This window comes from Rhizobium sp. MHM7A, from assembly GCF_005862215.1.
GTDB classification, from domain to species: Bacteria; Pseudomonadota; Alphaproteobacteria; order Rhizobiales; family Rhizobiaceae; genus Rhizobium; species Rhizobium bangladeshense.
In genome coordinates, this window is sequence record NZ_VCHT01000017.1 from 14,057 (window position 1) to 37,473 (window position 23,417).

The 23,417-nt window shown below is 60.4% G+C and carries 19 protein-coding genes; 11 read left to right on the plus strand and 8 right to left on the minus strand.

Annotated features, from left to right (window positions below; all coding sequences use genetic code 11):
* Window positions 1-310 precede the first annotated feature (310 nt).
* The 3 genes from FFR93_RS34105 to treZ all read left to right on the plus strand — a co-directional run bounded on the left by FFR93_RS34105 (window position 311) and on the right by treZ (window position 5,149).
* Window positions 311-1,672: an NAD(P)-dependent oxidoreductase gene (locus tag FFR93_RS34105; protein WP_138396426.1), complete on the plus strand. Its 1,362-nt coding sequence runs from the start codon at window positions 311-313 to the stop codon at window positions 1,670-1,672.
* Window positions 1,673-1,687: 15 nt separating this feature from the next.
* Window positions 1,688-3,001 (plus strand): NAD-dependent dihydropyrimidine dehydrogenase subunit PreA, encoded by a 1,314-nt coding sequence (preA, locus tag FFR93_RS34110; protein WP_138396427.1) that lies wholly within the window; start codon window positions 1,688-1,690, stop codon window positions 2,999-3,001.
* A 159-nt stretch (window positions 3,002-3,160) separates the two neighbouring features.
* The gene (treZ, locus tag FFR93_RS34115; protein WP_138396428.1) at window positions 3,161-5,149 is read left to right on the plus strand and encodes a malto-oligosyltrehalose trehalohydrolase; all 1,989 of its coding nucleotides are present in this window, start codon (window positions 3,161-3,163) and stop codon (window positions 5,147-5,149) included.
* A 97-nt stretch (window positions 5,150-5,246) separates the two neighbouring features.
* On the opposite strand, the gene FFR93_RS34120 is transcribed toward treZ, so the two are convergent.
* From FFR93_RS34120 to FFR93_RS34135, 4 genes are all read right to left on the minus strand, one after another.
* Complete coding sequence (locus FFR93_RS34120) at window positions 5,247-6,083, minus strand: SIR2 family protein (protein ID WP_138396429.1); 837 nt, start codon at window positions 6,081-6,083, stop codon at window positions 5,247-5,249.
* Window positions 6,084-6,274: 191 nt separating this feature from the next.
* Window positions 6,275-6,709 carry a DUF6766 family protein gene (locus FFR93_RS34125; RefSeq protein ID WP_138396430.1) on the minus strand — a complete coding sequence of 145 codons (435 nt, stop codon included), beginning with the start codon at window positions 6,707-6,709 and terminating at the stop codon, window positions 6,275-6,277.
* Window positions 6,710-6,772: 63 nt separating this feature from the next.
* On the minus strand, window positions 6,773-7,807 hold the full coding sequence (locus FFR93_RS34130) for a TIGR03885 family FMN-dependent LLM class oxidoreductase (protein ID WP_138396431.1): 1,035 nt from the start codon (window positions 7,805-7,807) through the stop codon (window positions 6,773-6,775).
* Entirely contained in the window at window positions 7,804-9,447 is a 1,644-nt protein-coding gene (locus tag FFR93_RS34135) for an alpha-amylase family protein (RefSeq protein WP_138396432.1), read from the minus strand. The genes FFR93_RS34130 and FFR93_RS34135 overlap by 4 nt, the downstream gene beginning before the upstream one ends.
* 174 nt (window positions 9,448-9,621) lie before the next feature.
* Here FFR93_RS34135 and FFR93_RS34140 point away from each other — a divergent pair, with 174 nt between their 5' ends.
* Window positions 9,622-11,301 (plus strand): alpha-glucosidase, encoded by a 1,680-nt coding sequence (locus FFR93_RS34140; protein WP_138396433.1) that lies wholly within the window; start codon window positions 9,622-9,624, stop codon window positions 11,299-11,301.
* Between the two features lie 86 nt (window positions 11,302-11,387).
* On the opposite strand, the gene ftrA is transcribed toward FFR93_RS34140, so the two are convergent.
* Window positions 11,388-12,386 carry a transcriptional regulator FtrA gene (gene ftrA, locus FFR93_RS34145; protein WP_138396434.1) on the minus strand — a complete coding sequence of 333 codons (999 nt, stop codon included), beginning with the start codon at window positions 12,384-12,386 and terminating at the stop codon, window positions 11,388-11,390.
* 69 nt (window positions 12,387-12,455) lie between these two features.
* Between ftrA and FFR93_RS34150 the strand changes: the two genes are divergently transcribed.
* On the plus strand, window positions 12,456-12,866 hold the full coding sequence (locus tag FFR93_RS34150) for a rhodanese-like domain-containing protein (protein WP_138396435.1): 411 nt from the start codon (window positions 12,456-12,458) through the stop codon (window positions 12,864-12,866).
* Window positions 12,867-12,904: 38 nt separating this feature from the next.
* Here the strand turns inward: FFR93_RS34150 and FFR93_RS34155 are convergent, their stop codons facing one another.
* Window positions 12,905-13,927: an NAD(P)-dependent alcohol dehydrogenase gene (locus tag FFR93_RS34155; protein WP_138396436.1), complete on the minus strand. Its 1,023-nt coding sequence runs from the start codon at window positions 13,925-13,927 to the stop codon at window positions 12,905-12,907.
* 102 nt (window positions 13,928-14,029) lie between these two features.
* Here FFR93_RS34155 and FFR93_RS34160 point away from each other — a divergent pair, with 102 nt between their 5' ends.
* The 3 genes from FFR93_RS34160 (at window position 14,030) to FFR93_RS34170 (ending at window position 18,187) form a co-directional block, all read left to right on the plus strand.
* Window positions 14,030-14,929: a LysR family transcriptional regulator gene (locus FFR93_RS34160; protein ID WP_138396437.1), complete on the plus strand. Its 900-nt coding sequence runs from the start codon at window positions 14,030-14,032 to the stop codon at window positions 14,927-14,929.
* 151 nt (window positions 14,930-15,080) lie between these two features.
* Window positions 15,081-15,617, plus strand: coding sequence for a biliverdin-producing heme oxygenase (locus FFR93_RS34165; RefSeq protein WP_138396438.1), 537 nt, complete (start codon window positions 15,081-15,083; stop codon window positions 15,615-15,617).
* Window positions 15,614-18,187, plus strand: coding sequence for an HWE histidine kinase domain-containing protein (locus tag FFR93_RS34170; RefSeq protein WP_138396439.1), 2,574 nt, complete (start codon window positions 15,614-15,616; stop codon window positions 18,185-18,187). Before FFR93_RS34165 ends, FFR93_RS34170 begins: the two co-directional genes overlap by 4 nt.
* 5 nt (window positions 18,188-18,192) lie before the next feature.
* Here the strand turns inward: FFR93_RS34170 and FFR93_RS34175 are convergent, their stop codons facing one another.
* Window positions 18,193-18,837 carry a TetR family transcriptional regulator C-terminal domain-containing protein gene (locus FFR93_RS34175; RefSeq protein WP_138396440.1) on the minus strand — a complete coding sequence of 215 codons (645 nt, stop codon included), beginning with the start codon at window positions 18,835-18,837 and terminating at the stop codon, window positions 18,193-18,195.
* 297 nt (window positions 18,838-19,134) lie between these two features.
* Here FFR93_RS34175 and FFR93_RS34180 point away from each other — a divergent pair, with 297 nt between their 5' ends.
* Window positions 19,135-20,388 (plus strand): Zn-dependent hydrolase, encoded by a 1,254-nt coding sequence (locus tag FFR93_RS34180; RefSeq protein ID WP_064705977.1) that lies wholly within the window; start codon window positions 19,135-19,137, stop codon window positions 20,386-20,388.
* A gap of 218 nt (window positions 20,389-20,606) precedes the next feature.
* Window positions 20,607-22,061, plus strand: coding sequence for a dihydropyrimidinase (gene hydA / locus FFR93_RS34185; RefSeq protein WP_064705978.1), 1,455 nt, complete (start codon window positions 20,607-20,609; stop codon window positions 22,059-22,061).
* Between the two features lie 58 nt (window positions 22,062-22,119).
* Here the strand turns inward: hydA and FFR93_RS34190 are convergent, their stop codons facing one another.
* The gene (locus FFR93_RS34190; RefSeq protein ID WP_011426527.1) at window positions 22,120-22,533 is read right to left on the minus strand and encodes a cupin domain-containing protein; all 414 of its coding nucleotides are present in this window, start codon (window positions 22,531-22,533) and stop codon (window positions 22,120-22,122) included.
* A gap of 94 nt (window positions 22,534-22,627) precedes the next feature.
* Here FFR93_RS34190 and FFR93_RS34195 point away from each other — a divergent pair, with 94 nt between their 5' ends.
* Window positions 22,628-23,413, plus strand: a complete 786-nt coding sequence (locus FFR93_RS34195) for an ABC transporter ATP-binding protein (RefSeq protein ID WP_138396441.1) — start codon at window positions 22,628-22,630, stop codon at window positions 23,411-23,413.
* The last annotated feature ends 4 nt before the right edge of the window (window positions 23,414-23,417 follow it).

Consider the following 23,417-nt stretch of genomic DNA (forward strand, 5'->3'; position numbering starts at 1 on the left):
GTACGTCCGGACGGTGGGTTGGGGGCGCGCATGTTGGGTCGATGCGATCACCATCCGGATATCGCAATAACGGCGAAGCTCACCTTTGGTTCCCTGGGCATCAAAAAAAATCGACCTATTTTTATTTTTTTTTGAATGGCCGTCCCCTCCCGCACGCTCAAATGGATCACCAGTTCGAGATGAAGAAATTTATCGTGTAAAAACAGACGCATGCAGGAGCCATCGTTGGAAAATTTTACCGTTTGATAAATTTTTGAACCTGAGTTACGCTTTCCCTCACAGGCCGTTTACCAATAATGAGGGAACTTCAATGGAACGACTGGAAACTGGGATTCATGCCGGGCGGCTTTCGCCCGCCGAGTATGAAGCTAATTTTTCCGATCTGCATCCGCGCCTCGACAATCATGAGGCGCTGGTCGCCGCCGACCGCTGTTATTTCTGTTATGACGCGCCGTGCATGACGGCCTGCCCCACCTCGATCGACATTCCGCTGTTCATCCGCCAGATTTCGACCGGCAATCCGCTCGGCTCGGCAAAGACGATCTTCGACCAGAACATCCTCGGCGGCATGTGCGCCCGCGTCTGTCCCACCGAAGAGCTCTGCGAGCAGGCCTGCGTACGCAACACCGCCGAGGAACGGCCCGTCGAGATCGGCCGCCTGCAGCGTTATGCGACCGATGCCGCCATGCAGGCAGGCAAGCAGTTCTATGTCAGAGGCGAGGCGAGCGGAAAAAGGATCGCGGTCGTCGGCGCCGGCCCGGCAGGCCTTGCCGCCGCCCATCGCCTGGCGGTGAAGGGCCATAGCGTGACCATCTACGACGCCAGGGAAAAATCCGGCGGCCTCAACGAGTACGGCATCGCCACCTACAAGACGGTCGATGACTTCGCCCAGAAGGAAGTCGAGTACGTTTTGTCGATCGGTGGTATCGACGTCAGGCACGGCGTCCTTCTCGGCCGCGATTTTTCGCTTTCCGATCTGCAGGCGCAGTATCACGCTGTCTTCCTCGGCATCGGCCTTGCCGGCGTCAACGCGTTGCGCATCGAAGGCGAAAGGCTTGCCGGCGTCGATGATGCCGTCGACTTCATTGCCGCGCTCCGCCAGGCGGAAGACAAGGGTCAGATCCCGATCGGCCGCCGTGTCGTCGTGCTCGGCGGCGGCATGACGGCGATCGACGCTGCCGTGCAGGCAAAGCTGCTCGGCGCCGAGGAAGTGACGATCTGTTACCGCCGTGGCAAGGAACATATGAACGCCTCGGAATACGAGCAGGATCTGGCCAGTTCCAAGGGCGTCATCATCCGCCACTGGCTCGCGCCGAAATCAATCCTGTCGCAGGACGGCAAAGTCGCCGCCATCGAGGTGGAATATACCAAAATCGTCGAAGGCCGCCTGGTCGGTACCGGCGAGACCGGCGTGATTGCCGCCGATCAGATCTTCAAGGCGATCGGCCAGACCTTTGATGCCTCCGGCCTCGGTTCACTGCGCATGGAATCCGGTCGCATCGCCGTCGACGTCGAAGGCCGGACTTCGCTTGACGGCGTCTGGGCCGGAGGCGACTGCGTCTTCGGCGGCGAGGACCTCACGGTTTCCGCTGTCGCCCACGGCCGCGATGCGGCTGAATCCATCCATCGCGCCCTCTCCGCAACGGCCGCTCCGGCTGTCGCGGTTGCTTGAAGGGGAGAATGACCAATGGCTGATCTCCGCAACAATTTCGTCGGCATCAAATCCCCGAACCCGTTCTGGCTGGCGTCCGCGCCGCCGACCGACAAGGCCTATAACGTCGAGCGCGCCTTCAAGGCCGGCTGGGGTGGCGTGGTCTGGAAGACGCTCGGCGAGGAAGGACCGCCCGTCGTCAACGTCAACGGCCCCCGCTATGGCGCGATCTTTGGCGCCGACCGCCGCCTACTGGGCCTCAACAATATCGAGCTGATCACCGACCGCGACCTCTACACCAACCTGCGCGAAATGAAGCAGGTGAAGATGAACTGGCCGGATCGGGCGCTGATCGCCTCGATCATGGTGCCCTGCGAGGAACAGGCCTGGAAGGCGATCCTGCCTCTGGTCGAAGAGACCGGCGCCGACGGTATCGAACTCAATTTCGGCTGTCCGCACGGCATGTCGGAACGCGGCATGGGCTCGGCCGTCGGCCAGGTGCCGGAATATATCGAAATGGTCGTGCGCTGGTGCAAGCAGTACACCCGCATGCCCGTTATCACCAAGCTGACGCCAAATATCACCGATATCCGCCGCCCCGCCCGCGCCGCCAAGGCCGGCGGCACCGACGCCGTTTCGCTGATCAACACGATCAATTCGATCGTCTCCGTCGATCTCGACAACTTCGCCCCCAACCCGACGGTCGGCGGCAAGGGCAGCCATGGCGGCTATTGCGGCCCGGCGGTCAAGCCGATCGCGCTCAACATGGTGGCTGAGATCGCTCGTGACCCCGAAACCTACGGCCTGCCGATCTCCGGCATCGGCGGCATCACCACCTGGCGGGACGCGGCCGAATTCCTCGTCCTCGGTGCCGGCAACGTTCAGGTCTGCACGGCGGCGATGACCTACGGCTTCAAGATCGTACAGGAGATGATATCGGGCCTCTCCGACTGGATGGATGAAAAGGGCCATGGCACCCTCGACGACATTACCGGTCGCGCCGTGCCCAACGTCACCGACTGGCAATATCTGAACCTCAACTACGTCGCCAAGGCGAAGATTGATCAGGACGCCTGCATCAAATGCGGCCGCTGCCATATTGCCTGCGAGGACACTTCGCACCAGGCGATTACCAATGTCCTCAACGGTCTGCGTCACTTCGAGGTGATCGAAGAGGAATGCGTCGGCTGCAATCTCTGCGTCAACGTCTGTCCGGTCGAGAACTGCATCACCATGGAACCGCTTGCCGCCGGCACCATCGACAAACGTACCGGCCGCGCCGTCGATCCGAACTATGCCAACTGGACGACCCACCCGAACAACCCGATGGCCCGCCAGGCAGCGGAGTGACGGCTTTACAACGCCGCGGACAAGCTCGGTCCGCGGCGTTGCGACGTACCCCAAATGCGGATTTGGGGGTTGATAGGCAGCCCGAAAGGGAGCGAATAGCAATGATGGGAACATCATAAGGCTACCGAAGTTAGCGCAGGCGATCTCCACGAGAGAACCATGCACGACCACTCAGGCAGCGAAAAGTCAACACCGATACCTCCAAGTTCGAGCCGACGCCTCCCGATCGGAGCGGAGGTTGATGCTGGCGGCGTTTCGTTCCGGCTATGGGCTCCTGCCAGAGAACGCTGCTTCCTCGTGATCGAGGGAAATTCCGAATACGAGATGTCGGCGGAGGATGGCGGCTACTTCTGCCTCCATCTGCCCGGTCTGACTGCTGGGACGCGCTACCAGTTTCACTTTGGAGACGCGGATGATCTTCTTGCCGATCCTGCCTCGCGATTTCAGCCGGATGGTCCATTGGGGCCATCAGTCATCGTTGATCCGGCGCGGTATCAGTGGAACGATCACGATTGGCAAGGAATTCCCGCTTTCGGAGCTGCTCTCTATGAGCTGCACATCGGCACCTTCACAAGGGATGGTACCTTTGCGGCAGCCCGGGAAAAGCTGGCCAAACTTCGTGCGATTGGCATCAACTGCGTGGAAGTAATGCCAATCAATGAGTTCGAAGGCGAATTCGGCTGGGGCTACGACGGCACGTTGCTCTATGCTCCGACCCGGCTCTATGGATCACCCGATGATGTGCGCGCTTTCGTCGACGAAGCTCACCGGATCGGCATGGGAGTGATCCTCGACGTGGTCTACAATCACTTCGGTAACGGCGAGCGCTTTTGCGAATTCACATCAGACTATTTTACCGAGCGTTACTCGAACGAATGGGGTAAGTCGATCAACTTCGATGGTCCGAACAGCCGTGGCGTTCGCGAATATGTCGCAACGAACGCGGCCTACTGGATCGAGGAGTTCCATTTTGATGGACTGCGCATCGATGCAACGCAGGCCTTGTTCGACTCAAGCCGCGAACACATAGTCACCCTCATCGCCAGAAAAGCTCGCGCGGCATCGGGAGGGCGTCAGATCTATCTCGTGAGCGAAAATGAGCCGCAACAAACCGATATGGTGCGGTCGGCAGGTACAGGAGGGCATGGGCTGGATGCCCTGTGGAATGAGGATTTCCACCGCTCCGCGACAGTGGCGGCGACGGGCCGCAACGAAGCCTATTATCACGATCATCGGGGTACGGCCCAGGAGCTCGTTTCTGCCGCCAAATATGGCTGCTTGTTTCAAGGACAGCGATATGATTGGCAGGACAAACCGCGGGGGAGCGCCGGGCTGGACCTCAAGCCCTGGAACTTCATACACTTCCTCCAAAATCACGATCAGATCGCCAACTCCGGCACAGGAGCCAGGATCGGCCACATAACATCGCCGGCCCGCCTTCGGGTCCTGACGACACTCCAGCTACTGGGGCCGCAGACGCCGATGCTCTTTCAGGGGCAGGAGTTTGGTTCCTCTTCTCCGTTCTATTATTTCGCGGATCACGACGGAGAAATCGCCGACATCGTACGGCAAGGGCGGCGCAGTTTCATTAGCCAATTCCCGAACCTGCGAGATGAAGAACTCATCAAACGCATGGCAGATCCATGCGCTCGCGCAACGTTCGACAAGGTGAAGCTTGATTGGGCCGAATGGGAGAGGAACGCGGCGGTCGTTCTGCTTCATCGCGACCTGCTGAATCTACGTCAGACAGACAAGGCATTTTCTCAGCAAGCCTGCGCCCGTGATGGCCAAATGGACGGCAGTATCTTGTCCAGCACCGCCTTCCTCCTCAGGTTCTTCGCCGAGAAACCTTCTGACGAGAGGCTGTTGCTGATCAACTTCGGCAATGATCTCGTGATCGACAGTCTGCCGGACCCGCTTTTTGCTCCACCAGAGGCTCACCAATGGCATCTCTCTTGGTCAAGTGAAGATGCCTCTTACGGTGGCGGCGGACGCCGCCCCTATGACTTCCAGAAGCGTTGGGTATTGAATGGCGATATCGCCCTGGTTCTCGCCCCCGTAAAAGTTGACGACCAGCAAAACGCCTCGGCGGTATCGATGGAGGAATGGCAAGCCGGCATTTTGAGAGCCGCCGGTCCGGGCACCTAGAGCAATTCCGTCTTTCTTCGAAGCACGGAATTGCTCCATCTCGTTGTTTTACGCAATACCGGCGGCAAAACCGCTGCACATTTTTGCTGGAATTGCTCTAACTGCAGGCATCCGGTGTTCGTCGTTCAAGCAGACGTTTGAGGAACTGAGCGAGGGAGTGGCCTGAATTCTCGCCATCGCCACCAAGGACAGTGACGCCCCACCTCTTCAGAACATGCACCTGGACTTCGGTTGGCTCGTGCATGAAGAGAAATAGCGGTGGCCGGTGTCGGTCCATCCCTGTCCGCCGCCATGTTGACCACAGGTGATGGAGCAGAAAGCGAATATTCAGATCGGACATGCTGTAGCCGATGAACAACAACGTCGAGGCGAAGGCATCGCTCCTGAACTTGATATCCAAGGGAGCGTCAAACGACAGGCGGTCGAAATAATCCGACTCCGTCAGCACCAGCGTGTCCGGATCGGAGAAGTCGCCATGGTATTTGACGATCTGAGTTTTGCCGACCGGCGCGGTCGCCATGTCTTTCGCACTTGTAATCCGCGTGAACGCCCGCCCGAACGTCTCATAGGACATTTCAAGGTTGTCATCGTAGTTTGTGGTGTAGACGAGAGGAAAATCCAATTCCACGATGAGCCGATGCAACTCCGAGGCCCTCAGTTGCTCCGGCGAAACCTGCCACTCGCGTTTCATCCATTCGACCAACTGAGACAATGAACCGTGTTTCAACCGGTAATATTCGGCGATTTCCTGGTAGGTCGTGCCGTGCTCGGCGGCGAATGACGAAGGCAGCCCTAAATCTATCAACATTTGGTCGATGAGGCAGGTCCATGACGGCAAGCCGACGTTCATCGATATTCCTGCCCCAACGAACAAAATGGCCTGCCGGCGTTCAAGCGCGCTGGCGATCGCCAATATCTGTTCATCGTGTGGCACGAATCCTCCTGACTCCTTAGACCGAACGTCGTCTGGGGAGACTTGTTTCCGTGCGATAACGTACCACCCATTGGCGCGCGTGACTGAGGTGCCCCGCAATCCTTCACCACGCATCGCGGTTCGCGGCCTCCCTCGGCGGGTCCTGGGCGGGCGGCCACCGACCGGCAGCTCCGTCATCCGCCTGAGCCGGCCTACGTGGCGTCACTAACCCTCTGGGGGCCCCTATGCGTTTCCAATTCGTGGGCGTATGGTCCCGCATGTCCGCCGGTTCTCATGAAGTGCTTATCGATCTCGGCGATGATCGCTTCAGCCTTCTCTCCGCCATTTAATCTGATCAGAGCGTCCAGTTTCGCTTCGGTGCGGTCATCGTTTTCCTTCGAAGAAGGAGACCCGATATAGAGAAAGTAGGCAAGACCGACGACCTGCCAGAGCAACTGCAGGAATTCGGACTGCCAATTTTCAAATGTGTCTCTGCCCATCTCCATGATATAGGCATTGAAATCAGGCACCTGACCGTGGCTCTGCTGCTCGCCGACAAAAGCAAACCAACCAAATAACCAATGGCCGGTGAGCGAAAATAGAAAGAAGCCGACAGTGATCCAGGCGTAGGCGTATTTCTTGAACATGCTACCTCCTTTGGTCAGGCAACCGGTGCGAGTGCGAGATCAGGCACATTTGCGAGATCCTCATCAGCTGACCCCTGGCCTGCCCTTCAAGTCATCCCCTAGAGAGGTCGATGCAGCAGCTGGCGCGCCTGTCCTGAAAGCGGGTAGGACCTCGTGTCCGAAGGCTTTGATGAACTCGCGCTGATTGCGCCCGACATTGTGAATATAAATCTCTTTAAATCCCATCGCGATGTCGGCTTTCAGCCACGCGACATGCTGTTGCGGATCGACCGAGATGCGCACGTGCTCATCCATGTCTTCCGGACGCACCTTCAGACACGCCTCATCGAATTCCTGCGGCAAACGAAGCGTTTCCGAGATCGCGGCGGAAATTGCGTTGCTCCGCCACTGCTCGAAGGCGTTTGCTCTGGCTTCCTCTTCGGAGCCTGCATAAGAAACATGTGTCTGTAAGTAGAGCGGTTTTTCCTCCCCGCCGCCGCGCCGGAAGGCATCGACGATTTCGCCGAGCTTGTCGGGCGGCTGGTTGATGGTGATGAGCGCATCGGCCCAGCTTCCCGCCCACTCGGCCGTTTCCGGCGAAAGAGCGCCGGCAACAATGCGAGGTATCTCTTCTGGAAGAGTATGGATGCGGGCCTGATCGACTTTGATAGGTCCTTCCCGGCTGACAAGCTTCCCCATCCACAAGTCCCGCATGATTTCGACCGCGGCACGCAGTCGTTCATTTCTTTCAGCCTTGGAAGGCCAGCGTTCGCCGATGACGTGTTCATTCATGGCCTGTCCGCTGCCTACCGCGATCCACGGCAACCGTCCCGGAAACATCTCGGCGATCGTCGCGCCGGCCTGTGCAGTAATCGCCGGATGATAACGCCAGCCCATAGGAACGGTGATGATACCAAAGGGAATGGATCGCGTAGCCTGCAGCGCCGCGCCCAACCATGCCCACGCAAAGCCTGATTGTCCCTGCCTCTCGCTCCATGGCGTTAGGTGATCGGATGACATCACGGAGTCGAAACCTGCAGCCTCCGCAGCCTGCACATAACCAAGGAGCTCGCTTGGCGAAAATTGTTCGTGGGACGCGTGATAGCCGATGAGCGTCATGTTCCATTGCCTTCTGAAATAAACCAACGATAGGAATAAGGCTGGAGCTCGAGGCGTGGTTCCTTGAGACCCTCGTACTCGACATCGTCAATCAAATCTCGAAACCCTTTGGGTTGCATGCCGCCAAAATTGATTTCCGTCTTGATTTGACGATCCGAGAGATTGTGGACGAGCAACAGGAGCGACCCGGCATCTTCGAATCCATGGACCAAAACCGCCGGATCCTCGGCGCTCAACCGCACCAGCCGACCCTTGGTGAAAATCGGCTGGTTCCGGCGAAGAGAAATGAAGCGCTTGATTCTGTTCAACAGGGAATTGGAATCCGCCGATTGGTCGGCGACATTCACTTTCTTGTAGGAAAACGGCCCATCGGCGACGAGCGGTTGGCACAGTTTTCCGGTGCTGGCGCCGGAGAAGCCTGCATTCTTCTCCGCCGACCATTGCATCGGAACCCGCACCGTATTGCGTCCGGCCTGGGAAAGGTCCTCGCCAATGCCGATCTCATCTCCGTAGACGATGAGGGGCGGCCCGCTCAGAGAAAAAATGATGCTGAAGGCGAGTTCGATCCGCCGCTGGTCGCCTTGAAGCATGGGCGCAACGCGGCGCCGGATGCCGCGGCCGAAAACCCGCATTTCTTCTTTCGGCGCGAAGACTTCGAAGACCTTCTTCTTCAAATCCTCGGGAACGCGGGAAAAATCGAGTTCGTCGAGATTGCGCAGGAAGTTGACCCAGCCGCAACCCGGCGGCGGCTCCGGAAGCAGGCTCAGCCCCTGATTGATCGAAGCGGCGTCTTCTCCGGCAAAACCGGCAAAGAGATAGCAGGCAAGCATGAAATTGAGCAGAAGCTGGAGTTGGTCCCCTTCTCCGAAAAAAGCGTCGGATGCCTCCGGCGGAAGATTGACTTCCCCGAGCAGCACACCGCCGGGCCGCCGGCTTTGCAGATAGCCGCCGATCTGCCTCAGTATGCCATGAGGATCGCGGGGATTGGCATGTTCAAGTCCTTTGTCGGCAATGATGAGCGGGGCGGCATCGAGCCTGAACCCGCTGACGCCGAACGCGATCCAGTAATCGACGATGCGCAATATCTCTTCGCGGACCTGCGGATTAGCGGCATTCAGTTCGGGCTGAAATTCGTAGAAACTATGTAAGTAATAGGCTCTTGCCACCTCGTCATAGGTCCACAGGCTGTTCACTTCGCCCGGAAAAATCGATTTCGCCCCGGAGGCGACGGGGGGAGGATCGGCGCTCCAAACATAGTAGTTGCGGTATCGCGTCATGTCGTCCCGCCGGGCGGCCTGGAACCAGGGATGCTGATCGGATGTGTGATTGACGACAAGGTCGATGATCACTCGAATCCCATGTTCACCGGCGCTGTGCAGGAAGGTCAGGAAGTCGTCAAGCGTTCCCACCTTCGGATTGACCGAATAAAAATCGCTGACGTCATAACCATTGTCGCGGTCCGGGCTGCCATAAAACGGCAGGAGCCAGATGCAGGTGATTCCGAGTTCCGAAAGATAACTCAGCTTCTCGGCAAGGCCGATGAAGTCGCCGATGCCGTCGCCATTGCCATCGGCGAACTTTTCGACATCGATGCTGTAGATCACAGCCTCCTCATACCAGCTACTGCTTCGGTTCGGCACAGCCACTCTCCTGCCAGTCCTTTGGAAGCTTCTAACTGTTCCGGAAGGACCAGGTTCCGTTTCCGCTGACGCGACAGGGCGCGGCAGGAAACGGCAAGGCAGGCCTCACTTTGTTGGAACCTGCCGGCATCCGGGGTGTTTTCTCCATATCCCAAACATCTAGGAAAGCCTTTGATGGATCAGTCCACGACACCGCTGGGAGGTCCCGAGCGCTCCCCTCTCCAACCGAAATGGTGGCATACGGCAACCGTCTACCAGGTCTATCCGCGCAGCTTCTGCGATTCCGACGGAGATGGCATTGGTGATATTCCCGGCATCACTTCAAAGCTCGACTACCTGAAGAAGCTCGGCATCGACATCATCTGGCTTTCGCCGATCTATAAGTCGCCGATGGACGATAATGGTTACGACATATCCGACTATCGAGACATCGCACCCGAGTTCGGCACGCTCCTAGATTTCGACAAGCTGGTAGCTGAGGCAAAAGAGCGAGGGATCGGCATCATGCTCGATCTCGTCGTCAACCATACATCCGACGAGCATCCGTGGTTTCTTCAATCCCGCCAGGGGCCTAACAATCCATTCCGCGATTTCTACATCTGGCGCAAGCCCGCCCCGGACGGAGGCCCGCCCAATGGCCTGAAATCCTCCTTCGGCGGCCCGGCCTGGACCCTCGATCCCACGACCGGCGAATATTACCTGCATATGTTTTCCCGCCGCCAGCCGGACCTCAACTGGGAGAACCAAAAGGTACGGGCGGAAATTTATGACATGATGAACTGGTGGTTGGAGCGGGGCATCGCCGGCTTCCGCATGGATGTCATCGACTACATCGGCAAACAGGTGGACCGGGAGCTCGTCAAGGATGGACCGCATCTGCACGACTATCTGCAGGAGATGAACGCCAAAACCTTCGGCAGCCGCGACATACTGACGGTCGGCGAAGCTTGGAGCGCCACCCCCGGCGCAGCGCTGCTCTATTCCGGGCGCGAACGCCGGGAACTGTCGATGATCTTCCAATTCGAACACGTCACCCAGCAGTGGGACGCGGTCTATGGGAAATGGCGCCCGAAACCGTTCGATCTGGTGAATCTCAAGACGGTCCTCAGCAAGTGGCAGCTCGCCTTGTCGGAAGACGGGTGGAATTCCCTCTTCTGGGGCAATCACGATTTGCCGCGCGCCGTCTCGCGCTACGGCAATGCCACCGGCTATCATGTCGAGTCGGCCAAGATGCTGGCGACCGTGTTGCATCTCCTCAAGGGCACCCCTTTCGTCTATCAGGGCGAGGAGATCGGCATGACGAACGTCCCCTTCACCTCCATCGAACAATATCGGGATATCGAAACAATCAACATGCACAGGCTGCATGTGGAGGCCGGCCTTTCACCGGAGGAATTCATCCGGGGAGCAAATGAGAACGGCCGCGACAACGCCCGCACCCCGATGCAATGGAGCGCCGCCCCCTATGGCGGCTTTTCAACCGGCGTGCCCTGGATAGAGGTCAACCCTAATTATTCGAAGGTCAACGCCGAAGCGGCCATCAACGACGAAAAGTCGATCTGGAACCACTATCGCAAACTCATCGCTCTCCGGAAAAACCACCCCGTCATCGTCTATGGCGAATACCGGTCCTGGCTCGACCAGCACCCCGATGTCTTCGTTTATACCCGCACCCTCGACAGGAGCTGGATCATCGTGGTCGCCAACTTCACACCCAGGGAGATAACGCTGAGTTTGCCGAAGGAGCTGGCCATCAACGGAGAATGCCTGATCTGCAATTATGAATCCGTACACATGATCGGCGAAACTGTTGAGCTCAAGCCGTACGAAACTTTCGCGATTGAGTGTAAGTGAAGCTCTCGGGGGAACGTGGTTTCGCCGAGCGACGGGTACGGGTTCGACAACATCGAAAGTTGCACGCTACTTCGGCACGACGCGTTTCAGCCGCCGAATGACTTCCGATAGGCATGCGGGCTCGTCCCCAACCGCTTGCGGAAGTGGTGCCGCATCGTCGCCAGCGTGCCGAAGCCGCTTGATGTCGCGATATCGTCGAGCGATACGGCAAGCTCTCTTTCGAGAAGGTCGCGCGCATGGCGCAGCCGCTCCTTCAGCAACCATTCGCCGACGCTGAGACCGGTCGTCGCTTCGAAGCGGCGCTGGAAGGTGCGCATGCTCATGCCCGCCCTCTTGGCCAGGAGGCTGATCGGCTGCTCCTCGGCCAGGCTTTCGCGCATCCACTCGATAAGCGGGCCGAGGCGTATGCCTTCGCGCTCCTCCGGGACGGGCGCTCTGATGAACTGCGCCTGCCCGCCTTCGCGGTGCGGCGGCACGACGAGGCGGCGCGCAACGTTGTTGGCGGCCTCCGAGCCGAAATCGCCGCGCACGACGTGCAGGCAGAGGTCGATGCCGGCAGCGCTGCCGGCCGCCGTCAGCAGACTGCCCTCATCGATGTAGAGAACATCGGCATCGAGCGTGACGTCCGGATAGCGCGCCGCGATCGACGAGACATAGCGCCAGTGCGTGGTCGCCCTGCGGTTGGCAAGCAGGCCGGCGCCGGCAAGAACCGTAACGCCGGAGCAGAGCGACATGATGCGCGCACCGCGCTGATGCGCTGCCCTGAGTGCCGTGGAAAGCGGTTCCGGCACAGGTGCATCGATCGCCCGCCAGCCGGGAACGACGATCAGGTCCGCCTCGTCGAGCACCTCCAGCCCCTTATCGACCGCGACCGTTAATCCGCCGGCGGCGCGAAGCGGCCCCGGCTCGATGCCGCAGACCGCGAAGCGATACCAGGCTTCACCCATCTCCGGACGCGGCAAGCCGAAGACCTCATAGGCAATACCGAATTCGAAGGTGCAGAGCCCGTCATAGGCGAGCACTGCTACTAGCGGTCCCTTCGTCTGCGGAGACACGTTTGGCATGATCTTTACGCTGTCAGTCACGATGGCCAATTTCGCCAAGCTGTAGCATCAGCGATACCAGGCGGCAATCCAACACGAAAGGAAGGACCGATGCCAAGCGCCGTCTCCGAAATCCCCGCCGCCGAGCCCGATCTCGCTGCCGCCCATCACGCCGCCAAGCTGGCCTTCGAGACCGATTGTTCGGATGTCCGTGCCGCCTTTGCGGCCGGGAAGGTTGATTTCGTTCTTCTCGACGTACGCTCGCCGGCGTTGTTTGCGCAGTCCCATGTGCCGGGCGCGATCAACCTGCCGCATGGCAAGATGACCGCGCATCGCATGTCGGAATGGGCAAGGGACACGCTCTTCGTCGTCTATTGCGCCGGCCCTCATTGCAACGGCGCCGACAAGGCCGCCTTCCGCCTTGCTAAGCTCGGCCTTAAGGCCAAGCTGATGATCGGCGGCATGACGGGCTGGGCCGACGAGGGTTTCGCTTTCGAAAGCGAAGCCGTTGCTGCCGAATAGGCTGACGCTCCCTCAACAATGAGAGAGGAGCGCATCTCTTAAAACTCAATCACGACCTTGCCGAAGGGGCCCCGATAGAGATGATCGAGGGCCTGCGGCAGTTCCGCGAAGGCATAACGCCTGTCGATGACCGGCTTCAGCCCGGTCTGGTCGACGGCGCGCACCAGATCTTCCAGCGCCCGGCGATGACCGACGGCAATTCCCTGCACGATAGGCGCCTTGAGAAGCAGCGGTGCCACCGGCGCCGAGACCTCGAAACCCTCGAGCACACCGATCACCGAAATTCGGCCGTTGACCGCCACGGCCTTCAGCGCCTGGCCGAGATGCGACCCGCCGACGATTTCGAGCACGTGGTCGGCACCGTAGTCGCCGGTCAGATGATGGAGCCGCTCCACCCAGTCGCCCTCGTGTCGGTTGATCAGATGATCAGCGCCGAGTGCCTGCGCCCGTTCCAGTTTTTCGGCACTGCCTGACGTGATCAAGACCTCGGCGCCATGCGCCTTGGCAATCTGAAGGCCAAAAAGCGCGACGCCGCCAGTCCCCTGCACGAGCACCTTGTCCCCGGCCTTCAGCCTGCCGCATTCGATCAGCGCGACCCATGCCGTCAGTCCAGCGCAGGGCAGCGTGCTCGCTTCGGCGGCATCGAGCGTTTTCGGAGCAAGCGTGAACCACTCCTCGGAAAGCACCGTGTGTTCGGAGAGCACGCCCGGATAGAGGCCGCCGCGCGTCTGGTAGGGCGGAGTACGCGCGGTGCCCGGCCCGCGGCCGTCGATCCAGTCCGGGGAAAAGGTGGAGATAACGAGATCGCCTGGTTTGAAGCGTGTGACATCCTGGCCGACGGCCTCGACCACGCCGGCCATGTCCGATGCCGGCACGAAGGGAAACTGCAACGGCAGCCCCATGCCACTCTCGAGCACCAGCCTGTCGCGGAAATTGAGGGAGACCGCCTGTGTGCGCACCCTGATCATCGTGCCGGACACTTCGGGAATTCTGGCTTCACCGATTTTCAGATTGGCCTCCGGCCCGATGGCATTGGTTTGCCACTGCCTTGTCGTCTGCATCTTTCTGCTCCTTCTCGATTGGAGGAGCACCAGATATATCGTTGAACTTTCATCTCCTGTTGCGATATTAGATCGCCACAATGGTGCCATAATGGAAACAATATGGAGCGGCTGAAGGGCATTTCGATCTTCGTCGAAACAGTGGAAGCGGGCAGTTTCTCCGTTGCCGCTGAACGGCTTCATCTCACCCGCTCGGCGGTCAGCAAGACGATCGCGAGGCTCGAACAGCGGCTCGGCGTCCGGCTTTTCAACCGCACGACCCGGACCCAGACCCTCACCGACGAAGGCCGCTTCTTTTATGAGCGCTGCCTGAGAGCCATCGAGGAAATCCGCATCGGCGAAGCCCAGCTCGAATCTGGAAGACGTGAGGTCCGCGGCAGGCTGCGGGTATCGATGCCGGCACTATTCGGCCGCCATTGCGCCGCCCCGATCCTGACACGCCTGCTGGACGAACATCCGGACCTCGAACTCGATTTATCCTTCAGCGATCGCGTCGTCGATCTTCTGGAGGATGGCTTCGACCTTGCCGTCCGCAACGGCCCGCTGAAGGACAATCCTGACCTGATGGCGCGGACAATCGCCCGGCAGTCCATGACGGTCTGCGCCTCGCCCGCTTATCTCAAAGAGTACGGCGTGCCGCAAACGCTCGACGATCTCGCCAACCATCAGGGCATCGTCTATCGCAGAGGCGACAATGATAGGCCCTGGACCTTCCCGACGGCGGCCGGTCCGCCGCGCGACGTCCTGCCGAAATCGCGGCTGCGGCTCGACGATCTCGCCTCGATCGCCGACGCCGCGGTTGAAGGTCGTGGACTTGCCTGGCTGACCTGCTGGCTCGTACGGGATAGAGTCCTGTCGGGAGAACTTGTACGGGTTCTGACCGACGTGCCGTCCACCATCTTCGAGGCCTATGCTGTCTGGCCGAGATCGCCGGTCATGCTGCCGAAGGTGCGCCTTGCCATCGATATGCTGGCCGCGGAACTGCCGGCGATCATGAGCTAAAAGAGGTACCGTCGCACGAAATCGAGCCGACCGGGAAGCCCATGTTTTTCTATGTCTTTCTCTGGAAATGCCGAGACGCTGCAATATATCGCTAGTTTGTCGCTCTCGCATTCTCGGCATCGTCTGCCACATCACTAAGAACACGGTCCATATGTCACTTCGCAGCGTGCTCCGCGCACAGACAGCAGATTGCCACGCCGAAGTCGATAAGCTATTCGGCATTTTCGACCTCTCCAGCAAAGAGCAGTACAGGACATTCCTGCGCGCCCACGCCCGGGTCATCCCCGCAGCCGAAAATGCGCTTGAGGAAGCCGGGATCGTTCGCCTGCTGCCCGACTGGCCGGAACGAAGGCGCGCGCAGCTGCTGTTTGCCGATATCGGCGAACTCGGCGACCGTCTGCCCGAGCGCCTTCCGCCGCCGGCCTTGGACGGCGACGCAGCGCTCTGGGGCGCCGTATACGTCCTCGAAGGCTCCAAACTCGGCGGCGCACTGCTCGCTAAATCCGTTCCCAATCGCCTACCCAACAGCTATCTCACCCCTCGAGGCCCGAAGGGCGCCGTCAGGACTTTTATGGATCGTCTCGATGCAAGCAACATCGACGATCCTGCTGCCGCCGTTCGGACTGCTCGCACGCTCTTCGATCTTTTCCTCAAGGCAGGGCAGCTCGAATTGGAAGCCGTCCCATGAGCGACTTGCGAGAACCCGTTGATCTCACCAATTGCGATCGCGAGCCCATCCATCAACTCGGCGCAATCCAGCCCTTCGGTTTCCTGCTGGCGGTATCGCTCGACTGGATGGTCACGCGGGCCTCCACAAATCTTTCGGAGTTTCTCGGGGTGGAGCAGGCCGACGCGCTCGGGCGTCCCGTTTCCTCGCTGATTTTGCCCGAGGCGGTCCACACGATCCGCAACAAGCTGACCACCATACGCAGCTCGGATGTCGTCGAGCGCATTTTCGACATTGCTCTGCTGCCTGATCAGTCCCGCTTCGACCTCGCCGTCCACCTCCAGGAAAATCTGGTCATCCTCGAAGGCGAGCGCTGCCCGCAAGACAAGCGCAACGCCCCTTCGCTCTCCATGCGCAGCATGATGTCGCGCCTCGATCAGACTGAAACGCTGGAAGCCTTCTTCCGCGAGGGCGCAAGGCAGGCACGCGCACTCACCGGCTTCGACAGGGTCATGGTTTATCGCTTCGATGAAGGCGGCTCAGGCGAGGTCGTGGCGGAAGCCGCCCGCAGCGGCATCGGCTCGTTCCTGGGGCTACACTATCCGGCCTCTGACATTCCGGTGCAGGCGCGCGCTCTTTATCTGCGCAATCTGTTCCGCATCATCGCCGATGTCGATGCAATTCCCGTGCCGGTTCTCCCGCAGCTCGACGAACAGGGCCAGCCACTCGATCTCTCCATGTCGGTGCTGCGTTCGGTCTCGCCGATCCACATCGAATATCTGAAGAATATGGGAGTCGGCGCTTCGCTCTCCATATCGATCGTCGTCGACGGCAAGCTCTGGGGCCTTTTTGCCTGCCATCATTACGGCCCGCGTCTGCCGTCGGCACAAATCCGCTCCACGGCCGAACTCTTCGGCCAGATGTTCGCTTCACGCCTTGAAAGCCGCGAGCGGCGGCTGGCGCTCGACTACGAGACGAAGGCGCGCCGCATCGCCGACCGGCTTCTCACTTCCGTGGCGGATAATGCCAGCCTGCTCGACGACCCTGCCTGGCTGATCGAGGCTCTCGCCGACGCCGTTCCTGCAGACGGGATCGGTGTCTGGATCAACGGCCGGATCGCGCTTGCCGGCACCGGGCCGGACGAGAAGGCTTTCGCGGCCCTCGTGCGCCATCTCAACCGCAACGCCGGCGGACGCATCTATGCCGTAGACAGGCTCGGCGAAACCTACCCGGATCTTGAGATCGACCATGGAGCGGCAGGCATGCTCGCCATACCGATCTCGCGTTCGCCGCGGGACTATGTCGTGCTTTTCCGTCAGGAATTGGTGCGCACAGTCCGCTGGGGCGGCGATCCGCACAAACCGGTGGAATACGGCCCCAACGGCCCGCGGCTGACGCCGCGCAAGAGCTTCGAAGCCTGGTCGGAACTGGTGCGCGGCCGCTCCCTCCCCTTTACCGAGGCCGAGCGCCGGGTCGCCGAAACGATCCGCGTCACCTTGATCGAGGTGGTGCTGCGGCTGACCGACGAGGCCAGTATGGCACGCCAGATGGCGAACGAGCGGCAGGAACTGCTGATTGCCGAACTCAATCACCGAGTCCGCAACATATTGAGCCTCATCACCGGCATCATTCGGCAGTCGCAGACGACGTCGGTCAGCCTTGGCGACTATATCCGCCAGCTCGAGGGCCGCATTCAGTCGCTCGCCCGCGCCCATGACCAGATCACCAGGGACCACTGGGCGCCAGCTTCGCTGCGTCAATTGCTTTCCGCCGAAACCGCGGCCTATCTTGGAAAGAACGCGCAACGCTTCCGGATGAGCGGCGAAGACGTGTTGCTGGATCCCCAGGCCTTTTCGACCGCCGCTCTGGTCTTCCATGAGCTGATGACCAACAGCGCCAAATATGGCAGCCTTTCAGGCGCCGGCAGCGGCACCGTCGAACTCGACTGGCATCGTGACGATGAGGGCAATCTGCGCATCGGCTGGCGCGAAAAGGACGGCCCGCCCGTCGCAGACCCGAAACGCCACGGCTTCGGTTCGACGATCATCCGGCGTTCCATTCCCTACGACCTCGGCGGCAAGGCCGAAGTCCGCTACATGAAGGAGGGGCTGGAGGCGGATTTCTTTATTCCGGTTCGGTATGTGAATGCAGTCGGTTCAAGCCCATTGCCGGATGTAGCGCCTGCCGGCGCTGCGCAAAGCGCGGCTGCTTCCGTCGATCGAGAGCCGCTTTCGGGCTTGAAAATCCTGCTGGTGGAAAACAACCTGATTATCGCCATGGATGGAGAGGATATCCTGCGCCGGCTCGGCGCCGAAGTGACAACGGTGCCCAGTGTCGCCGAGGCGATGGAGATCCTGGCCGGCCAGTCCTTCGATTTCGCGCTTCTCGATGTCAATCTCGGCGACGAGACGAGTTTCGGGATTGCCGACCGCTTGGCAGCCGACGGCGTACCCTTCGTTTTTGCCACCGGTTATGGGGAAGGCATCGCCCAGGCCAACAGCCACTCGGACGCGCCGGTGCTACAGAAGCCATATACGACAGAAGGCATCACGGATTTCCTTGCCCGGGTGCAGCTTCCCAAGCGAGGGTAGAACGGTCAAGCGAGCTTCGGCCGCAGCCCGCCAATGAAGAGTTGCTCCAGAAACCGCGCGGCATCCTCGAAGCGCCCTTCGCCGGAATGTTCCTGTCCCAGCACTGCGCGCACCTGAACGTCGAAATCGGCATAATGCTGGGTGGTCGACCAGATCGAGAAGATCAGATGGTAGGGATCGCATTCGACGATCTTGCCCGATTTGGCCCAAGCGCGGATGACCTCCGCCTTCTCGTCGACCAGTTGCTTCAGCGGCCCCTTCAGCTCGTCCTCGATATGGGGCGCGCCCTGCAGCACCTCGTTGGCGAAAAGCCGACTCTCGCGCGGAAAATCGCGCGCCATCTCCAGCTTGCGTCTGATGTAGCTGCGGATCTCCTCCTCCGGATTACCCTCGGCGTCAAAGGCGCGCAGCGGCTCCAGCCAAGTATAGAGCACCCGGTCGATCAGCGCCCGGTGCATGGCTTCCTTGGTGCGAAAGTAATAGAGCAGATTGGGTTTCGACATGCCGGCCACTTCGGCAATCTGGTCGATCGTCGAGCCGCGAAAGCCGCGTGCCGAGAACACGTCGAGCGCCGCCTCCAAGATCTGCTCTTCCTTCTCCTCCTGGATCCGCGTCCGCCTCAAGGTCTTCGCTGCTCTCGGAATAGCCATCGGCTATTGTTTCCCCTTGATATTCAACTTCTTCGCTCAAGTTTCGGCAGGTTACGCTCCCTGCCCTTTTCTAAGCAACTTCCCGCATTTTTATCGGCAATTTTCGTGATTTTCGTCTTGAGCCCGGCGGTGGAAGCTGTAATGTTTACCAATCGGTCAAATATCCGTCAGATGAAAACCAAAGGCAACTGGCGATTTTCCCGCGCTCGACAAAACCAATAAGAGGCGCGGGACTGACCACGGGAACAGGCGGGCATGCCCTTGCATGGCTGCCGCAAACAGGTGAGGGCTTGAAGAATGGTGGCAGCACCAGGCGAGAACATGCGCGTCAATGGCGACCGTCTCTGGGACAGTCTCATGGACATGGCGAAGATCGGCCCAGGCATTGCGGGCGGCAATAACCGCCAGACGCTAACGGATGCGGATGCGCAAGGCCGCAACCTCTTCAAGACGTGGTGCGACGAAGCGGGCTTGACTATGGGTATTGACCGCATGGGCACCATGTTCGCCACCCGCCCCGGCACCGATCCCGACGCCCTGCCCGTCTATGTCGGCTCGCATCTCGACACCCAGCCGACCGGCGGAAAATATGACGGCGTGCTGGGCGTACTTTCGGCGCTCGAAGTCGTGCGCACGATGAACGACCTGGGCATCAAGACGAAACATCCCATCGTCGTTACCAACTGGACGAACGAGGAAGGCGCGCGCTTCGCCCCTGCCATGCTCGCCTCAGGCGTCTTTGCCGGCGTGCACAGCCTGGACTTCGCCTATAACCGCAGGGATCCCGAGGGCAATCTCTTCGGCGATGAACTGAAACGCATCGGCTGGGTCGGCGACGAAGAGGTCGGCGCCCGCAAGATGCACGCCTATTTCGAATACCATATCGAGCAGGGCCCGATCCTCGAAGCCGAGGCCAAGCAGATCGGCGTCGTCACCCACTGTCAGGGTCTCTGGTGGCTGGAATTCACGCTGACCGGCAAGGAAGCCCATACCGGCTCGACGCCGATGGACATGCGCGTCAATGCCGGCCTTGCCATGTCACGCATCCTGGAAATGGTGCAGAGCGTGGCGATGGGCGAGCAGCCGGGCGCCGTCGGCGGCGTCGGCCAGGTCTTCTTCTCCCCCAATTCCCGCAACGTCCTGCCCGGCAAGGTCGTCTTCACCGTCGACATCCGCTCGCCCGACAAGGCCAAGCTCGACCGCATGCGGGCAAAGATCGAAGCGGAAGCGCCTGGCATTTGCGACGCCTTGGGTGTCGGCTGTTCCATCGAGGCGATCGGCCACTTTGAGCCAGTCACCTTCGACGAAAAGCTCGTCACCGCGGTTCGCACTGCCGCCGAACACCTCGGCTACAGCCATATGAACATCATCTCCGGCGCCGGCCACGACGCCTGTTGGGCCGCCAAGGTCGCCCCCGCGACGATGGTGATGTGCCCCTGCGTGGGGGGCCTCTCGCACAATGAGGCGGAAGAGATCTCCAAGGAATGGGCGACGGCTGGCGCCGATGTGCTGTTCCACGCGGTGGCCGAGACGGCGGAGATCGTGGTGTGATGTCCAACGCAGCGCCCGCCCCCTCATCCGACCCTTCGGGCCACCTTCTCCCCGCTGGGGGAAGGGAACGGTGGACGCCGCGGACCAGGAAATCTCGCGGGAAAGACGCTCGGTTCTCGAAACGATCCTGGCGGCATTGCAGGGCCGGCTCGAATACAGCGCCGATCCGCCCAGCTTTCATTCGCCAGCCGAACAACGATAAAGAATAGGGAACGATCATGACTACAGTCATCAAAAACGGCACCATCGTCACCGCCGACCTCACCTATAAGGCTGACGTCAAGATTGACGGCGGCAAGATCGTCGAGATCGGTCCGAACTTGTCGGCTGAAGAGACGCTCGACGCCTCCGGCTGTTACGTCATGCCTGGCGGCATCGATCCGCACACGCATCTCGAAATGCCCTTCATGGGCACCTATTCCTCCGACGATTTCGAGAGCGGTACGCGCGCGGCTCTTTCCGGCGGCACGACCATGGTGGTCGATTTTGCCCTTCCCGCACCCGGCCAGTCGCTGCTCGAAGCGCTGACCATGTGGGACAACAAGTCCACCCGCGCCAATTGCGACTATTCCTTCCACATGGCGGTCACCTGGTGGAGCGAGCAGGTTTTCAAGGAGATGGAGACCATCGTCCGCGACAAGGGCATCAATACCTTCAAGCACTTCATGGCCTATAAGGGCGCGCTGATGGTTGACGACGACGAGATGTTCGCATCCTTCCAGCGCTGTGCCGAACTCGGCGCGCTGCCGCTGGTGCATGCCGAAAACGGTGACGTCGTCGCTTCCATGTCAGCAAAGCTGCTCGCCGAAGGCAATAACGGCCCCGAGGCGCATGCCTATTCCCGCCCCGCCGAAGTCGAGGGCGAGGCCACCAACCGCGCCATCATGATCGCTGATATGGCCGGCTGCCCCGTTTACATCGTCCATACTTCCTGCGAACAGGCGCACGAGGCGATCCGCCGCGCTCGTGCTAAAGGCATGCGCGTTTATGGGGAGCCGCTGATCCAGCACCTGACGCTCGACGAGAGCGAATATTCCAACCCAGACTGGGATCATGCCGCCCGCCGCGTCATGTCGCCGCCTTTCCGCAGCAAGCAGCATCAGGACTCGCTCTGGGCCGGTCTTGCCTCCGGTTCGCTGCAGGTGGTCGCGACCGACCATTGCGCCTTCACCACGGCGCAGAAACGTTTCGGCGTCGGCGACTTCACCAAGATTCCGAACGGCACCGGCGGCCTCGAAGACCGCATGCCGATGCTCTGGACGCACGGTGTCAACACCGGCCGGCTGACGATGAACGAATTCGTCGCGGTTACTTCGACCAACATCGCCAAGATTCTCAACATTTATCCGAAGAAGGGCGCGATCCTCGTCGGCGCCGATGCCGATATCGTCGTCTGGGACCCGAACCGTTCGAAGGTCATCTCGTCCAAGACCCAGCAGTCGGCGATCGATTACAACGTCTTCGAGGGTAAGGAAGTGACGGGCCTGCCGCGCTTCACGCTGACGCGCGGCGTCGTGGCGATCGAGGAAAGCACGGTCAAGACCCGCGAGGGCCACGGCGAGTTCGTCAGGCGCGAACCGGTCACTGCCGTCAGCAAGGCACTATCCACCTGGAAGGAGATCACCTCTCCGCGCAAGGTGGAACGCAGCGGCATCCCGGCAACCGGCGTATGACGATGGAGCATAAAGATACGGCCATCAACCGGGGAACGACGTCTCCATGCGGATGACCTCACGCGGGCACGAGAGCGTCCAGCTCCGGGAGAAGCACGACGCTTTCCTGCTCGTGCGGATCGGTGCGGGCAATGACCGCCGTGCATGGCGTGCTGCTGAGGTTCGCCGGCATATGTGGCACGCCCGCCGGGATGTAGAAGAGCTCGCCGGCATGGGTAATGACGTGATGCTCCAGCCGGTCGCCATACCAGGTATGGGCCTCGCCGGAGAGCACGTAGATCGCTGTCTCATGCGCCTCGTGCAGGTGCGCCTTGGCGCGCACGCCTGGCGGGATCGTCAGGAGATGCATGCAAATGCCTGTGGCGCCGACGGTCTCGGCCGCGATCCCTTCGAAATAGCTGAGCCCCTGCTTGCCGTCATAGGCGTGCTTGGGGCGAACGATGTGGCAGGTGGGTTTTGATGTCGCGTCCATTTTCTTCCTCCAAGAATTGTGCCGCCGGCATAGCTGGCGGCGATGGTAACATGCAAACCGCCTTCAAGCGGGGAAAACAAGATCGGTCGCATTAATGCAAGCACCCTCCGTCGTATCCGCCAAGGACCTCTGTCTCACCTACCAGGCGAATGATGGCCCGGTGCGGGCGCTGAGCGATGTCAATCTCGATGTCCGCAAGGGCGATTTCGTCTCTTTCATCGGCCCCTCCGGCTGCGGCAAGACGACTTTCCTGCGCGTCATCGCCGATCTCGAAAGGAGCACCTCAGGCGAGATCTCGATCAACGGCATGACGCCCGAGGAAGCCCGCAAGGCTCGCGCCTACGGATACGTGTTCCAGGCGCCGGCGCTCTATCCCTGGCGCACCATCGAAAACAATATCGCCCTGCCCTTGGAGATTATGGGTTATAGCGGCGCCGATCGGACGAGGCGGATCGCCGAAGCGCTCGACCTTGTCAGTCTCTCCGGCTTCGAGAAGAAATTCCCCTGGCAGCTCTCCGGCGGCATGCAGCAACGCGCCTCGATCGCCCGCGCGCTCGCCTTCGATGCCGATCTGCTCTTGATGGACGAACCCTTCGGCGCGCTGGATGAGATCGTCCGCGACCATCTGAATGAAGAACTGCTGAAACTCTGGGCCCGCACCAACAAGACGATCTGCTTCGTCACCCACTCCATCCCCGAGGCGGTTTACCTCTCGACCCGGATCGTGGTGATGTCGCCGCGCCCCGGCCGCGTAACCGACGTGATCGAATCCACTCTTCCGGCCGAACGCCCGCTCGACATTCGCGACACTCCCGAATTCCTGGCAATCGCCCATCGCGTCCGCGAGGGGCTGAGGACGGGGCATAGCCATGAGGTTTAGGGCG

What these genes read in the sequence shown, in the direction of transcription:
- FFR93_RS34195 (WP_138396441.1), top strand. Translation starts at nt 22,628, where the DNA reads ATGCAAGCACCCTCCGTCGTATCCGCCAAGGACCTCTGTCTCACCTAC.
- preA (WP_138396427.1), top strand. Translation starts at nt 1,688, where the DNA reads ATGGCTGATCTCCGCAACAATTTCGTCGGCATCAAATCCCCGAACCCG.
- FFR93_RS34130 (WP_138396431.1), bottom strand. Translation starts at nt 7,807, where the DNA reads ATGACGCTCATCGGCTATCACGCGTCCCACGAACAATTTTCGCCAAGC.
- FFR93_RS34155 (WP_138396436.1), bottom strand. Translation starts at nt 13,927, where the DNA reads ATGCAGACGACAAGGCAGTGGCAAACCAATGCCATCGGGCCGGAGGCC.
- treZ (WP_138396428.1), top strand. Translation starts at nt 3,161, where the DNA reads ATGCACGACCACTCAGGCAGCGAAAAGTCAACACCGATACCTCCAAGT.
- FFR93_RS34165 (WP_138396438.1), top strand. Translation starts at nt 15,081, where the DNA reads ATGTCACTTCGCAGCGTGCTCCGCGCACAGACAGCAGATTGCCACGCC.
- FFR93_RS34175 (WP_138396440.1), bottom strand. Translation starts at nt 18,837, where the DNA reads ATGGCTATTCCGAGAGCAGCGAAGACCTTGAGGCGGACGCGGATCCAG.
- FFR93_RS34105 (WP_138396426.1), top strand. Translation starts at nt 311, where the DNA reads ATGGAACGACTGGAAACTGGGATTCATGCCGGGCGGCTTTCGCCCGCC.
- FFR93_RS34190 (WP_011426527.1), bottom strand. Translation starts at nt 22,533, where the DNA reads ATGGACGCGACATCAAAACCCACCTGCCACATCGTTCGCCCCAAGCAC.
- FFR93_RS34160 (WP_138396437.1), top strand. Translation starts at nt 14,030, where the DNA reads ATGGAGCGGCTGAAGGGCATTTCGATCTTCGTCGAAACAGTGGAAGCG.
- FFR93_RS34140 (WP_138396433.1), top strand. Translation starts at nt 9,622, where the DNA reads ATGGATCAGTCCACGACACCGCTGGGAGGTCCCGAGCGCTCCCCTCTC.
- FFR93_RS34125 (WP_138396430.1), bottom strand. Translation starts at nt 6,709, where the DNA reads ATGTTCAAGAAATACGCCTACGCCTGGATCACTGTCGGCTTCTTTCTA.
- FFR93_RS34170 (WP_138396439.1), top strand. Translation starts at nt 15,614, where the DNA reads ATGAGCGACTTGCGAGAACCCGTTGATCTCACCAATTGCGATCGCGAG.
- hydA (WP_064705978.1), top strand. Translation starts at nt 20,607, where the DNA reads ATGACTACAGTCATCAAAAACGGCACCATCGTCACCGCCGACCTCACC.
- FFR93_RS34150 (WP_138396435.1), top strand. Translation starts at nt 12,456, where the DNA reads ATGCCAAGCGCCGTCTCCGAAATCCCCGCCGCCGAGCCCGATCTCGCT.
- FFR93_RS34180 (WP_064705977.1), top strand. Translation starts at nt 19,135, where the DNA reads ATGGTGGCAGCACCAGGCGAGAACATGCGCGTCAATGGCGACCGTCTC.